Here is a 13,639-nt window from a genome sequence, read left to right as displayed (position 1 = left end):
GGACTCCGGGAAGACCGACAGTTCAGTACCGGGCGTTCACTTTGGACGGTGAGTAGACCGCCCAGACGTGGAATACCAGGCCGATGCCCCAAGCCACGATCGACCACAGTGGCCAGAAGAAGTGCTCCGGGGTGAAGAGCCACCACGTTACGACCTGGGCCAGATTGGCCAGGACATAGCAGAGAAGATGGACCCGCAGGCCCCACTTCTTGGCGGTTTCGCTTTTCTTGGACGTCATGCCCGCACGCTAGGTGGGCGCACTTGACAACCACGGAATCCCGCCCGTGATGCGCTTCCGGCTTCGTTCAGTGCTCGTCAAGTGCCCGTCTCTACGCTGACCGGCGATCACTGTTCGAGATCGGGATCGAAGGGCACATATCGATGACGACAACTCGCCGAACGCTGCTGGCCGGATCCGCGGCGGTCACGACCGGGGCCGTGCTGGGAGCGCCCGCCGCGCAGGCACACGACCGGCAAAAGCCCACTGTGGTACTCGTGCACGGCGCGTTCGCCGACGCCTCGGGCTGGAACGGCGTCGCGGGCCGGCTCGTCCGCGACGGCTACCCCGTCCTCGCGCCGGCGAACCCGCTGCGCGGCGTGGCCACCGACTCCGCCTACCTGGCCAGCATCCTCGCCACCCTCAGCGGCCCGCTCGTGCTCGCCGCGCACTCGTACGGCGGGATCGTCGTCACGAACGCCGCGACCGGCAACCCGAACGTGAAGGCGCTGGTCTACGTGGCCGCGTTCGTACCCGATCAGGGTGAGACGTTGCTGGGTCTGCAGACGAAGTACCCGGGAAGCCGGCTCGACGAGGCGGCGCTCGACTTCCGTCCCTACGGCGAGGGGGTCGACGGATACATCAAGAAAGCGGTCTTCCGCGACGTCTTCGCCGGCGACGTGCCCAGGGCGACCACCGACCTGATGTGGGCCGGCCAGCGGCCGAGCGACGTGCGCGCGCTGCAGGAGCCGTCCGGCGCCCCGGCCTGGAAGACCGTTCCCTCCTGGTATCTCGTGGCCCGCGACGACCAGGTGCTGCCCGCCGCAGCGCAGCGATTCATGGCGCGGCGGGCCGGCGCGCAGGTCCGGGAGGCCGGCACCTCGCACGTCGCGATGATCGCCCGGCCGGACACGACGGCCGACCTCATCAAGCGCGCCGCGCGCTGACGAAGCCACGGAGGGGTAGCGATGTTCGAGCGGTTGGGGCGGACGGTGTTCCGCCGGCGGTGGTGGGTGATCGGCGTGGCCGCGGCCTTCATGGCCGTCGGTGGCATCTGGGGTACCCAGGTCTTCGGGGCCTTGACCACCGAGGGGTTCGACGACCCGGCCAGCGAGAGCTCCCGCGCGGTCGAGCGTGCCGAGGCGACACTGGGCCGGACCGGCAACGACGTGGTCGTGCTCTACACCAGCGCCGGCATGACCGTCGACGACCCGGCGTTCCAGCGGGCGGTCACCGGCACGCTCGACGCGCTCCCCGACGGCGTGGTGACCGGGACCGTCACCTACTGGAGCACCAACAGCCCGGCCCTGGTCAGCCACGACCGGCACGCCACGTACGCGGTGCTGACCCTGGCCGGCGACGACGAGACCGAGCGCGGCGAAGGACTCGAACAGATCGAGGACGACCTGGCCGCGCCGGGTCTCACCACCCAGGTCGGCGGCATCACCACGGTCAGCCGCGACATCCGAGAGCGGGTCGCGGCCGACATCGCCCTCGCCGAGACGATCTCCATACCGGTGCTGCTCCTGCTCCTGGTGGTGGTCTTCGGCAGCGTGGCCTCGGCGAGCCTGCCGCTCGCGATCGGCGGCCTGGCCATCCTCGGGGCGTTCACCGCGTTGCGCGTGATGAGCTACCTGACCGACGTATCGGTCTTCTCGATCAACGTGGTGACGATCCTGGGGCTGGGGCTGGCGATCGACTACGGCCTGTTCATGGTCGGGCGGTTCCGCGAGGAGATCGCCCGCGGCCACGGCGTCGAGGACGCGGTCGCCCGCACCATGGCCACCGCGGGTCGTACCGTCGCCGTCTCCGGCGTCACCGTCGCGGTCTCGCTGGCCGGACTGCTGATCTTCCCGATGACGTTCCTCCGCTCGATGGGCTTCGGCGGCCTCTGCGCGGTCGTGGTGGCGATGGTGGCGGCGCTGACCGTGCTGCCTGCCCTGCTCGGCATCCTCGGCCCCCGGGTGGAGGCGCTGTCGGTGCGGCGGCTGCTGCGCCGCCCGCCGCCCGCTATCGCGCGGCGCGAGGTCGCGCACGGGTTCTGGTACCGCCTCGCGCACAGCATCATGCGCCGCCCGGTCCTCTACGCGGTCGGGGTGCTCGCGGTCCTGCTCGTGGCGGCAGCGCCGTTCCTGCGCGTCGAGTTCGGCGGTATCGACCCGAGGGTGCTCCCGGCGGGCGCCGAGAGCCGGGTGGTCTCCGAAGCCGTCGACCGCGACTTCGTGCGGAACAGCCAGCTGCCGATCGAGGCGATCGTGACCACGCCCGACCCGGCCGGCCTCGATCGGTACGTCACCGCCGTCCGGGCCCTCGACGGGGTGACCGGAGCCGACATCACGGGCATGTCCGGTGACGTCGCCCGGGTCACGATCACCTACCAGGGCGACCCGATGTCCGCGGACACCCGCGACCTCGTGAGCCGGATCCGCGCCGTACCGCCGCCGCCCGGCGGTGAGGTGCTGGTCGGCGGCCTGACCGCGCGGCTGGCCGACCAACTCGACGCCGTGGGCGACCTGCTGCCCTGGATGGCGCTGATCATCGTCGGCGCGACGTTCGTCCTGCTGTTCCTCGCCTTCGGCTCGCTCGTGCTGCCGATCAAGGCGATCGTGATGAACGTCCTGTCGCTCGGCGCCTCGTTCGGCGCGCTGGTCCTGATCTTCCAGGACGGCCACCTGTCCGGCCTGCTCGACTTCACCTCCACCGGGACGCTGGAGGCGACCCAGCCGATCCTGGTGCTCGCGGTCGTGTTCGGGCTGTCGATGGACTACGAGGTCTTCCTGATGTCCCGGATCCGCGAAGAGTACGACCGGACCGGCGACAACACCGCGGCGGTCGCGGTCGGGCTGCAGCGCAGCGGCCGGATCATCACCAGCGCCGCGCTGCTCATCCTGGTCGTGATCGGACTGTTCTCCATCTCCGGCATCACGTTCATCAAGCTGATCGGGGTGGCGATGCTCATCGCCGTCCTGGTGGACGCGACGATCGTCCGGGCGCTGCTGGTCCCGGCCACCATGCGCCTGCTCGGGCACGTGAACTGGTGGGCACCGGCGCCACTGCGACGCTTCTACGCCCGCCACGGCCTCCGCGAGGGCGCGGACCCGCCACCGGCTCCCGCGCCAGACCCAACACCGGCTCGAACGGTGTCCGGCTGATGCACCAGCGCGCGTACGAAGGCCTGTGCAGCGCGGAGCAGAAGCGGCACACCGCGCTCATCCGAAACCCGAAACTGGCGTTGTTCGCGCTGGCGCTGGGCACCTTCGCGATCGGCACCGGTGAGTTCGGCAGCAACGGCATCATCCAGCTGTTCGCCGCCGATCTGGACGTGTCGATCCCGACCGCCACGTACGCGATCACCGCGTACGCCTTCGGGGTGATGGTCGGCTCTCCGGCCATCACCCTGCTCGCCGCCCGCCTCAACCGGCGCACCCTGCTGCTCGGCCTCATCGCGCTGTTCCTGGCCGGCAACGGGCTCTCCGCGCTGGCGCCGAACATCGCGCTGCTGGTCGTCTTCCGGTTCGTCGCCGGCAGCGTGCAGGGAGCGTTCTTCGGCGCCGGGGCCGTCGTCGCCGCCTACGTGTACGGGCCCGGCAAGGGCGGCAAGGCGTTCGCCACCGTCATGGGCGGACTGACCGTCGCCACCATCTTCGGGTCGCCGCTGGGCACCTACATCGGCCAGAACGCCGGCTGGCGCGCCATGTACTGGACCGTGGTCGCGGTCGGCCTGCTCGCCGGCGCCGCCCTGATGACCTGGCTGCCCCGCACCGACCACCTGCGCGGCGGCTCCATCACCAACGAACTCGCCGCGCTGCGCCGGGTCAACGTCTGGCTGATGGTCACCGTCGCGGCGCTCGGCATCTCGAGCATCTTCGCCGTCTACACCTTCATCGGCCCGTTCGTCACCGACGCCGCCCGGCGCGACGCCTCCCTCATCCCGATCGCGCTCGCCGTCTTCGGCCTCGGCATGGCCGCCGGCAACCACCTCGGCGGACGCATCGCCGACCGGCACGAACACCGCGGCCTGATCTGGGGCTACGGCGGCGCCCTGGCCCTGCTGGTGCTGATCGGCGTGGCCGGCGACGACCTGGCGATCCTGCTGCCCTGCCTGTTCGGCGTCGGCGCGACCACGATGCTGGCCATCCCCACCATCCAGGTCCGGCTCACCGGCTTCGCCCCGGACGCCCCGACCCTGATGGGCGCGCTCAACCTCGCCGCCCTCAACCTCGCCAACTCGCTCGGCGCGATCGGCGGCGCGATCACCCTCGACGCCGGCTGGGGCACCCTCTCCACCGTCTGGGCCGGCTTCGTCCTCACCACCGCCGGCCTGCTCCTCTACATCGCGACCGTCGCCCGGGTGAAGGCGGCCCCCGTACCGCGGTTGAGTACCACGTGAACGACGGCGTCGGGCAGCGCGGACCGGTCCTGGACGGCGAACAGTTCGGCCGGCTCGCCGACTACGGCGAGGTGGAACACGCCGAGGCCGGCCGCGACCTCTACACCTCGGGAGACCACCGCTACGACTTCTTCCTGCTCCGAACGGCGACCGTCGACATCATCCGGGACGCGACGGCGATCGAGCCGGAACGTCTGATCTACCAGGGCGGCCCCGGCGATTTCCTCGGCGAGCTCAACCTGCTGACCGGTCAGCACGTCTACCTGACCGCCCGGGTGGTGTCCGCCGGGACAGTCGTCCGGATCGGCGCGACGATGCTGCGCCGCGCCCTCGCCGAGCAGGTCGACATCGCCGACATACTCATCGAGGCGTTCCGGGAGCGGCGGGAGGTCATCCGGGCGGCGGCCGGCAATGCCCTGGAACTCGTCGGCCGGCCGGACGCCGCGCAGACGCTCGAACTGCGCACCTACGTGGCGCAGATGCTCCTGCCGCACACCTGGCTCGACGCGGCCTCTCATCCCGGCCGCTCGCTGATGGCACTGGCCGGGCTCGACGACGGGGAGCTTCCGGCGGCGACCGTCAACGGTTCGGTACTGCGGCGGGCGACGCCCAAAGCCGTCGCCGAGGCGCTCGGACTCAGCTACCGCGCCGACGGCCGCCCGGTCGATCTCGTCGTGGTAGGCGCCGGGCCGGCGGGTCTGGCCGCCGCCGTGTACGGCGCCTCCGAGGGGCTCGCCACCGTCCTGCTGGACCGCACCGGACTCGGCGGCCAGGCCGCCAAGAGCGCCCGCATCGAAAACTACCTGGGCTTCCCGCACGGGATCAGCGGCGAAAACCTGACCCGGCTGGCCATGGTCCAGGCGCTCAAGTTCGGCGTACGGATCCACGCGCCCGCTGCGGTGGCCGGCCTGGACCTCTCCGACGACCGGCAGCCCGCCGTCCTGCTCGAAGACGGCGCACGCATCCCATGCCGCGCGGTGATCGCCGCCACCGGCGCACACTACCGGCGCCTCGACATTCCACAATGGACAAGCTTCGAGCGGTCCGGCTGCGTCCGGTACGCCGCGACCGAACTGGACGTCCGTGGCTACGAGAATCAGCCCGTGGCCGTCATCGGAGGCGCCAACTCGGCCGGGCAAGCGGCACTGTCCCTCGCCACCCGCGGCGCCACAGTGGACTTGATCATCCGCGGCCCCGATCTGGGCGCCCGGATGTCGTCCTACCTGACCGACCGGATCCGCGCGCACTCGCGGATCCAGGTCCACACCAGCAGCACCGTCCGCGAACTGGCCGGCGACGACACCCTCACCTCGATCGTCACCGAGAGGTCCGATGGCCGCCAGGACCGGCTGGACTGCCGCGCGCTGTTCTGCTTCGTCGGCGCCCGCCCCGCGTCGGGCTGGCTGTCGGGCTTGGCCAAGGACAGCGACGGCTTCGTCCTCACCGACAGCCGGCTGCCCACCGGCACGTCCGGCACACCCCTGCCGTTCCAGACCAGCGCACCCCGCGTCTTCGCCGCCGGCGACCTCCGCTCAGGCTCGACCAAACGGGTAGCCACCGCCGTCGGCGACGGCGCGAGCGCGGTCTCCTCCGTCCACGCGGCACTCGCCAACGCCTGACCGGCCGGTCAGTGGCCGGCGGCCGAGGCCGAGTCTGTTCGGACCATCAGGGCGAGGCCGATGGTGGCGAGGAGTCCGGCCGCGGCGGGGATGAGGAAGACGAGGGGAAGGCCGATGGCCGCTGCCGCGAGTCCTCCGGCGGCGCCGCCCAGTGCGGAGGCGAGGGCGGTGGAGCTGATGAATATGGCTGAGGCGGTTGCGACGGCCGTCGGGAGCAGCCGCTGGGCGACGATGATTCCGAGAGCGGCGAACACGCCCCACACCGCGCCCATGAGGACCTGGCCGATGAACAGACCGGCGGCGGTGCCGCTGGTGGCGAAGAGTCCGGTGAACGCGAGCAGAGGCAGCATCGCTGTGGTGGTCGGAGCATCTGGCCGCGGCTTCGGCGACTGCGGCGTGCTGACCTCGCCGGGTGCGCTGCGCCTGGTTCCCAGGGGGATGATCTGGGCGAGGGTGCAGAAGGCTGTGGCGACCAGCATCGTGCGCGGCGAGGTGTGAGCGGCGAGGAAGGCCCCGGCGACGGGACCGATGACCCAGCCGCCGGTCAAGGCCATCCGCACCACGGCAACGACGCCGTCGTTGTTCGGGTTGGGGTGTGCCTTGAGCTGGTCGTGTATCGCGGCGAACAGCTGGGAGGTGGCGGCGCCGCCGAACGCGCCGATGACGGCACTGATGAGGTATGGCATCCACAGCTGTGTCGAGTAGGCGATGCCGATCCAGCCGACGAAGCCCAGGACCGCGCATAACCGAAACAGGCCAAGCCGGCGCCCGGTGCGGTCGGATCGGCGGCCGACGACGTAGCCGGCGACCGGTGCGGTCAGGCTCGTGAGGTAGAACAGGCCCGCGGCGCGCAGGGAGGCACCGAGGTCGTTGACGAGGAAGGAGGCGATCTGTGGTGCGGCGGCCGAAAACCCGACGGCGCCGAGAAACACCGCGATGGTCGCGCCACGGTAAAGCGGCGAGGTGAGCGTCACGCGCAGCGCCGACGGGTGCGCTACGGGTGCGTCGAGCGCCGGCCCGGTGGCCTCGACCTGATCGGGCAGGCTCATCGAGCCGGTTTAGCGCGAGCCGGTGTGGGGGTGCTGTCGCGGGTGACGAGTTCGACCGGAAACCGCTGGCGGTGACCGGCGGCGGGGACGCCGTCGAGGAGCAGGCGGGTGGCGGCGGCGGCCATGTCCTCGACCGGCAGCCGCATCGTGGTCAACGGCGGGTTGGTGCAGACGGCGGCGATGCTGTCGTCGAAGCCGACGATGCTCACGTCGTCGGGGATGCGCCGCCCGGTGGCGGTGATGGCCTGTACGGCCCCGGCGGCCATCAGGTCGCAGGCGACGAACATCGCGTCGATGTCCGGGTCTTCCCGCAGAAGGCGCTGCGCGGCGTGGTGACCGCCGTCGCGGTGGAAGTCGCCGTCGGCGCTGGCTCGCGGTAGTGCGAGGTCGTGGACGGCACGCTGGTAGCCGATACGCCGGTCGATGGCACAGGGGTTGGAGGCGGGTCCGTGGATGGCGGCGATGCGGCGGCGGCCGAGCCGATGGAGTTCTTCGACCGCGGCGTACGCACCGCCGACGTTGTCGGCCTGCATCGCCGGGACCGACGCCGCGGTCGGCACCATCGACACCACCCGGCGGCACCGGCGGTGGAACCGGGCAGCGAGATCCGGGGTGATGTCGGCGAGGACCGCTCCGACGGTGGCATCGGCAGTGATCTCGTCGATGGCGTCGCCAGCCGCCGCGAGGCCGACCGCGTGCAACCGCAACTGCACGCGGGCACCCTCCAGGACCGGCATCATGCCGGCCAGGACCCGGCTGAAGTACGGATGGGTACCGAGCCACCCGACGCCCGGACCATAGGTGACCGCGATGACGTCCACGGCCCGCAACCGACCGGAAGCCAACGCCCTGGCCGCCTCGTTCGGCTGGTAGCCCAGCTCGGCCACCGCCGCGTGGACACGCGCGCGCAGCGGACCCGACGCGCCTGGAACATTGTTGATCACGCGGGACGCCGTCGCGCGCGACACGCCTGCCACCCGCGCGACGTCCTCGATCGTCGGCTTGACCTTGCTCATCGGGCGCCTGCACTCTCCACGGCGATCACCCGCCGCCGCGTGCCCTGGACGATAGACCCGAGAGCGCTCTCACCCTAAGAGGAATCCTCGTCCTCACATAGACGGAGCGTCCGCCGTGGCTGCGGCCAACGGGTGGCTTGGTGACCTCATTGGCGTCACCCAACGCTGACGTCGGCTGCGGAACACTGGCTGCGGCACGCGAAGCAGTCTGCCAAACCCACAGCGCGCCGGACCCGAAGCCACTCTGGCGCCGCCGGAGGGCTTTCGGAGTGGGGTGGTGGGCTCTGGGGAGGGCGGGTGCGGCGCGTCCCGGCGTTTCTTCAGACGGGATCTGCCCCGGTCCGCGCCAGCTGGGGACCGTTTGCGCGGGGTCCCCGGGGAGCTTTCCCGCGGGAGTTGTCGATCGAACGGGGCGCGGTCGGCTTGGCCGGCGGGCACCGGGCGGTTGTTGAGATCGTGGTATCCAGGTGCCCTCGGAGGGGCACCGAAATACCACGATCGCCCCGCGATCGACTTAGGCTGAGTGGCATTGGGGCCGGACCACCACGGACTCGCGGTAGCCCAAGAAACTCTCTTCGGGTCAGCGGTTTGCGGTCGCGCCGTCAGGGGCTGGCTGGACCCGCTCGAACCGAACCCGGCTCAGCCAGCCCGGGAGGTCACTGAGCACGTAGAGCTCGCCGTGCACATCGACGTCGATCGCGGTCGGCTGGGTGGGGAAGTTGCCGATCGTGGCGGACTCGTAGCCGCCCGTGGGTTTGGGGCGCACGGCGAACGCGAGGGTCGAGCAGTAGTCGCTCGCGACGTAGGTCCCCCATGCCTCCGGGGTCGCGGACCCTCGGTACACCACGCCGCCCGTCACCGAGCAGTTTTCGGTGAGGAAATGTTCGTACTCGAAGACCGGGTCGGTGTACCGCACGCCCGACCGGCATTGCTCCGGGTCGAAGACCGGGGTGCCCTCCCGGCAGGACCAGCCGAGGTTCGCCCCACGCTGCCACGGGCGGATGTGGTTGATCTCCTCGACCAGGCCCTGGCCGACGTCACCGATCCACAGCGAGCCGTCGACCGGGTCGACGGAGAACCGCCACGGGTTGCGCAGCCCGTAGAGCCAGATCTCTGGCCGCGCGCCGCGCGTGCGGACGAACGGGTTGTCGGAGGGCACGCAGTAGGGCTTCGCCCCGCAGGCGCGGTTGACGTCGATCCGCACGATCTTGCCGAGCAGGGTGCCGAGGTCCTGACCGGCCTTGAACGGGTCGTTCGCGTGGCCGCCGTCGCCCAGGGACCAGTAGAGATAGCCGTCGCGGCCGAACGCCACCTGTCCGCCGTTGTGGTTGCCGTACTCGGCGTGCTCCTGGGTGAGCAGCACCTGCACCCGGTCAGGAGCGCCGATGGGCACTCGCGCCAGGGTCAGCGCGCCGGCCGGCAGGCTCGTGTAGGCAATGTAGAGGATCCCGGTCCGCGCGAAGTTCGGCGCGGGCGTGATGCCGAGGAGGCCGCGCTCGTTGTCCGACGTGTCGATCCGGGCGGTCAGGTCGAGCACCGGCTCAGCCGCCAGGCCGGTGTCGGGGTGGTAGGCGCGGACGGTGCCGTTCTTCTCCGCGATCAGCATCCGGCCGTCCGGCAGCCCGGTGAGCGCGATCGGACGCCGCAGACCGGAAGCCACCTGTTCGGATACCACGGTCAGCTCAGCCAGTGGCACCGCGCTGGTGCGGGATGCGCCGGCCACGGCGGTGCCGGCCACCGACGCCGGTGGCAACAGGAACGCAGACAGGGCCAGAACGACCAGCCCGGCCAGCATGGTGGCTGGGCGACAACGCCGTCGCGACATGTTTCAGCTCCTCGAGCAAGTGGAGTGGACTACGCAACCTGGGAGCGTTCCCAGCTTACATCGACTCTTGCCAATATCCAACCCATCGCCTCGCCACACCGCTTCGCCGCAAGGTCGGACGTCGAGAGTGCTCCCCGCGCGCACGAGGAGCGGGTCCGCGATGGCTCCGATGTGGACCGAGAGCTGGGTACGCGGCCACGACGTCGGCTGACCGGGCCGACGTTCGAAGCGACCCCTGTCGGCGAGGTGACCCATCCACTCGCTCCGCTCGCGCGAATGACGTGTGGTTGGTGTCGTTGACCGTCCTGGGGAGGTATCCACGTGGCGAGGCGGGCAGCGCACCCCGGTCGGCGGGCGGCCGAGGCGTACCGCGGCCTCGTCGCGATGTTCGATGGCCGCGGCGCCGACTCGCTGCGCGTCGGCGCCCGGGTGCTCGACCGGGCCGACGCGGAGCCGCAGGGCCCACTACGAGCGTGTGCTGGCGATCTCCGCGTCGTATCCGGACGCTCTGCCGTGGGGCCGGGTCCACACCCGTCACCGCCACCATCGCCGCCACTTCAGACCTGCTACGTCGTCGTGGAAGGCGGATATCCGCCGGGCCGGCACAGCGAAGCCCACGTCGACCAGTCGATGTGCACGGTGTGACCCAGCTATGTCAGAGGCGTGGCGCCTTACCGGTGAAGGTCCCGGCGTCCGCCAGGTACTGCTCGGAGATCTTGCCGGCGGCGAGGTCGCGCCTGACCGCGTCGATCGCCGCTTGGCGTTCGCGGGCCACTCGCGCGGGATCCCGGCGGATCGACCCGCCGGTCGCCACGATCGCCTCCTGCAGGCGCGGCACGTCGACCTTTCGCGGCTCCACACCGCCGAGGGCCGCCACGGCCGCCGCGACGCCGGCGGCCTGCCCGATTCCCATGACCCCGCCCTGGGTACGGAACGAGCCGTGCGCCTCGTGGGTCGCCGAAATGGTGCGGCCGGCGATGATCAGGCCGTCGACGCGCTTGGGCACGAGCGCGCGGTACGGGATGTCGTAGGAGTCGTCCAGGTCGGTCCACTTGCCCGCGTCGGGGTCGTCGCCGTACCCCTCCTTGCCCTTGAGGTTGTGGATGTCGATCGGGAAGTAGCCGCGTGACACCGCGTCCGCCTGCTTCACTCCGTGCAGCACGTCTTCGCCGGTCAGGATGTACTCGCCGAGGATGTGCCGCGACTCGCGGATGCCGATCTGCGTGCCGGTGGCGATCAGCCGGGCGTCGCGCATGCCCGGCATGTGCTTTGTCAGGAAGCTGGACAGCGACATGACCTGCTTGCGGCCGTCGATTTCCCCCTGGGTCAGGCTCTCGGCGTCGGTGCCGTCGACGCCCTTGATCCGGGTGGAGTTGAAGTGCAGCACGCCCGGGTGGGTGGTGGTCAGAAACAGCACCGAGTCGCGGCCGAGGTAGAGCTCGCCGGAGTCGAGGCCACTTCGCACCAGCGCCTTGAAGCCCTGCCCGACGAAGTGTCGCTGCGGCAGATGCTTCGCGTACGGGCGGACGGCGACGAGCTCGGAGGCCCACTCGAAGTCTTCGGGGTGTTTGTCCATGTAGGACTTGACCGCCTCGGTGTCGACACCGGCCATGTCGAACATCATCGTGCTGGGCTGGGCGGCCCGGTCGTCGCCGCCACGGCCCATGACGAACTCGGCGCCGGCCAGCGAGGCCACGTCACCGTCGCCGGTGGCGTCGACGACCACCCTCGCCTCGTACAGCTGGGTGCCGCTCTTGTTGGTGACCCGGACGCCGGTGACCTTGTCGCCGTCCATCTCGACACCGCTGGCGAAGGAGTGGAACAGCGGGGTCACGCCGGCCTCCAGGGCCAGGGTCAGCGCCGCCCACTTGTACGCCTCGCGGTCGTAGAAGCACAGGTAGGCGCCGCTGCCATGCGGGTTGGTGGTGCGCAGGTGCCCGGTGCTGCCGCCGAGGTCCATCATGCGGTCCACGAACTCCTGCGGGATGCCGGTGATGACCTGCTCGTCGCCGAAGTGGAAGGGGGATATCGGGCCGAGTGCCGCGCTCGTCGCCATGCCGCCGAGGAAGCCGTACTTCTCGATGACGAGCGTGCGGGCTCCCTGCCGGGCGGCGGCGATGGCGGCGATGAAGCCGGATGGGCCGCCGCCCACCACGATGACGTCGAATCGGCTCACGAGCTCACTTTCCCTTCTGGTTGTACTGCGTCTGCACTTCGCTGAGGGCGGCCGGGACGGCCGCGCCGTTGAAGATCATGTTTTGGGCGGCCTTGACGAGGTTGGTGCTCAGCTCGCTGTAGTCGGCCGGGAAGCGGGAGACCTTGCCGTCGGTGGCGAGGTAGTCGCGCCACTGCAGCAGCTCCGTGGCGTTGGCCGCCTTGGCGATCGCGTCGCTGTCGTAGACGCTCTTGAGTACCGGCAGCACGCCGGCGGCGGCGAACTTCGCCTGCGACTCGGCGCTCAGGTAGTACCTCATGAACGCCCAGACCTGCTCGGGGTGGTCGGTGTTCGCGCCCATGGCGAGGGTCTGTCCGGCGACGGCGGTCGGCATGTTCTTGCCGGCGGTGGTGCTCGGCACCGGCAGCGTGACGAGGTTGTCGCCGACGCCCTCGGCGGACCGGGCGGAGGCGACCCGGTAGCTGCCCTCGATCGCCATCGCGACCGTCCCGGCCTTGACGCCGTTCACGACCTCGTCGGCGCCCATGGTGAGCACCTCGCGCCCCATCGCCCCGGCGTCCGCGGCCTTCTTGATCAGGGCCATGGCCTGCTCGCCGGCCGCGCTGGCGAACGCCGCCTTGCCGTCGGCGCCGATGATCTCGCCGCCGAAGCCGGCGGTGAACGGGTCGAACTTCTCCATGAAGTCGGCGCCGAGCGACTGCTCGGACAGGCCGATCGCGAATCCGGTGATCTTGTTGCCGGACGCCTTGCGGATCGCGGCGCCGGCGGCGATCGCCTCGTCGAGCGTCGTGGGCGCGCTCACCTTGTACTTGTCGAGGATGTCCTTGCGGTACCAGAGCAGCCAGACCCGCGACTCCCACGGCAGGGCCATCAGCTTGCCGTCGACCTTGGCGCTGTCGATCGGGAAGAGGTAGTCGGCACCGGCCTCGCTCAGCCAGTCGTTGGCGTACTCGTCGATCTCCTGGATGCTGCCGCCCTCGACGTGCTGGGCGAGCTGCGGCGTGTAGATGTTGACGATGTCCGGGCCGCCGCCGGTGTTCGCGGCGCGGATCACCTCGCCGTCGATCTTGGCGTAGTTCATGCTGGTAACGGTGACCTTGGCGGCACTCTGGCTGGCGTTGAAGCCGTCGACGATCTCCTTGAGCGCCTTGCCGCGCGGGTCGGTGCCGGCCGGGTCGAGGAATGTCCACATGCTCAGCTCCGCGACGCCGTCGCCGCCGGAGTCCCCGTCACCGCAGGCGGTGAGGGCACCGCCGGTCGTCACGCCGATCGCGGCGAAGGCACCTAACCGCAGCAGGTGGCGCCTGTTCATGTTCGTGGCCATGGCTCTATCTCCAGAGTGGACGG

11 protein-coding genes are annotated in these 13,639 nt (G+C 70.6%); 5 read left to right on the top strand and 6 right to left on the bottom strand.

Going from position 1 to position 13,639, the window contains the following annotated elements; genetic code table 11:
- Positions 1-22 precede the first annotated feature (22 nt).
- Complete coding sequence (locus RB614_RS16230) at positions 23-238, bottom strand: 2TM domain-containing protein (RefSeq protein ID WP_308713327.1); 216 nt, start codon at positions 236-238, stop codon at positions 23-25.
- Between the two features lie 143 nt (positions 239-381).
- Here RB614_RS16230 and RB614_RS16225 point away from each other — a divergent pair, with 143 nt between their 5' ends.
- From RB614_RS16225 to RB614_RS16210, 4 genes are read left to right on the top strand one after another with little or no spacing between them, the layout of a single operon-like run.
- Positions 382-1,164, top strand: coding sequence for an alpha/beta fold hydrolase (locus tag RB614_RS16225; RefSeq protein ID WP_308713326.1), 783 nt, complete (start codon positions 382-384; stop codon positions 1,162-1,164).
- 21 nt (positions 1,165-1,185) lie between these two features.
- Complete coding sequence (locus RB614_RS16220; protein WP_308713325.1) at positions 1,186-3,369, top strand: MMPL family transporter; 2,184 nt, start codon at positions 1,186-1,188, stop codon at positions 3,367-3,369.
- On the top strand, positions 3,369-4,607 hold the full coding sequence (locus tag RB614_RS16215; protein ID WP_308713324.1) for an MFS transporter: 1,239 nt from the start codon (positions 3,369-3,371) through the stop codon (positions 4,605-4,607). Before RB614_RS16220 ends, RB614_RS16215 begins: the two co-directional genes overlap by 1 nt.
- Positions 4,604-6,226: an FAD-dependent oxidoreductase gene (locus tag RB614_RS16210; RefSeq protein WP_308713323.1), complete on the top strand. Its 1,623-nt coding sequence runs from the start codon at positions 4,604-4,606 to the stop codon at positions 6,224-6,226. The genes RB614_RS16215 and RB614_RS16210 overlap by 4 nt, the downstream gene beginning before the upstream one ends.
- A gap of 8 nt (positions 6,227-6,234) precedes the next feature.
- On the opposite strand, the gene RB614_RS16205 is transcribed toward RB614_RS16210, so the two are convergent.
- The 3 genes from RB614_RS16205 to RB614_RS16195 form a co-directional block, all read right to left on the bottom strand.
- A complete protein-coding gene (locus tag RB614_RS16205; protein ID WP_308713322.1) occupies positions 6,235-7,275 on the bottom strand; it encodes an MFS transporter in 1,041 nt (346 codons plus the stop codon).
- Complete coding sequence (locus RB614_RS16200; protein ID WP_308713321.1) at positions 7,272-8,291, bottom strand: LacI family DNA-binding transcriptional regulator; 1,020 nt, start codon at positions 8,289-8,291, stop codon at positions 7,272-7,274. Before RB614_RS16200 ends, RB614_RS16205 begins: the two co-directional genes overlap by 4 nt.
- A gap of 580 nt (positions 8,292-8,871) precedes the next feature.
- A complete protein-coding gene (locus RB614_RS16195) occupies positions 8,872-10,116 on the bottom strand; it encodes a PQQ-dependent sugar dehydrogenase (protein ID WP_308713320.1) in 1,245 nt (414 codons plus the stop codon).
- Positions 10,117-10,437: 321 nt separating this feature from the next.
- On the opposite strand from RB614_RS16195, the gene RB614_RS16190 reads away from it, so the two are divergent.
- Positions 10,438-10,761 carry a hypothetical protein gene (locus RB614_RS16190; RefSeq protein ID WP_308713319.1) on the top strand — a complete coding sequence of 108 codons (324 nt, stop codon included), beginning with the start codon at positions 10,438-10,440 and terminating at the stop codon, positions 10,759-10,761.
- A 10-nt stretch (positions 10,762-10,771) separates the two neighbouring features.
- Here RB614_RS16190 and RB614_RS16185 read toward each other — a convergent pair whose 3' ends face one another.
- Positions 10,772-12,292: an FAD-dependent oxidoreductase gene (locus RB614_RS16185; protein WP_308713318.1), complete on the bottom strand. Its 1,521-nt coding sequence runs from the start codon at positions 12,290-12,292 to the stop codon at positions 10,772-10,774.
- 4 nt (positions 12,293-12,296) lie between these two features.
- The gene (locus RB614_RS16180; RefSeq protein ID WP_308713317.1) at positions 12,297-13,616 is read right to left on the bottom strand and encodes an ABC transporter substrate-binding protein; all 1,320 of its coding nucleotides are present in this window, start codon (positions 13,614-13,616) and stop codon (positions 12,297-12,299) included.
- Between the last annotated feature and the right edge of the window lie 23 nt (positions 13,617-13,639).

This window comes from Phytohabitans maris, assembly GCF_031085175.1.
In the GTDB taxonomy this organism is placed as follows: domain Bacteria; phylum Actinomycetota; class Actinomycetes; order Mycobacteriales; family Micromonosporaceae; genus Phytohabitans; species Phytohabitans maris.
This window is presented reverse-complemented; position numbering and strand designations above follow the sequence as displayed.

Coding starts and splice junctions, on each gene's coding strand:
- RB614_RS16225 (WP_308713326.1), top strand. CDS start 382: ATGACGACAACTCGCCGAACGCTGCTGGCCGGATCCGCGGCGGTCACG.
- RB614_RS16230 (WP_308713327.1), bottom strand. CDS start 238: ATGACGTCCAAGAAAAGCGAAACCGCCAAGAAGTGGGGCCTGCGGGTC.
- RB614_RS16180 (WP_308713317.1), bottom strand. CDS start 13,616: ATGGCCACGAACATGAACAGGCGCCACCTGCTGCGGTTAGGTGCCTTC.
- RB614_RS16220 (WP_308713325.1), top strand. CDS start 1,186: ATGTTCGAGCGGTTGGGGCGGACGGTGTTCCGCCGGCGGTGGTGGGTG.
- RB614_RS16195 (WP_308713320.1), bottom strand. CDS start 10,116: ATGTCGCGACGGCGTTGTCGCCCAGCCACCATGCTGGCCGGGCTGGTC.
- RB614_RS16205 (WP_308713322.1), bottom strand. CDS start 7,275: ATGAGCCTGCCCGATCAGGTCGAGGCCACCGGGCCGGCGCTCGACGCA.
- RB614_RS16200 (WP_308713321.1), bottom strand. CDS start 8,291: ATGAGCAAGGTCAAGCCGACGATCGAGGACGTCGCGCGGGTGGCAGGC.
- RB614_RS16215 (WP_308713324.1), top strand. CDS start 3,369: ATGCACCAGCGCGCGTACGAAGGCCTGTGCAGCGCGGAGCAGAAGCGG.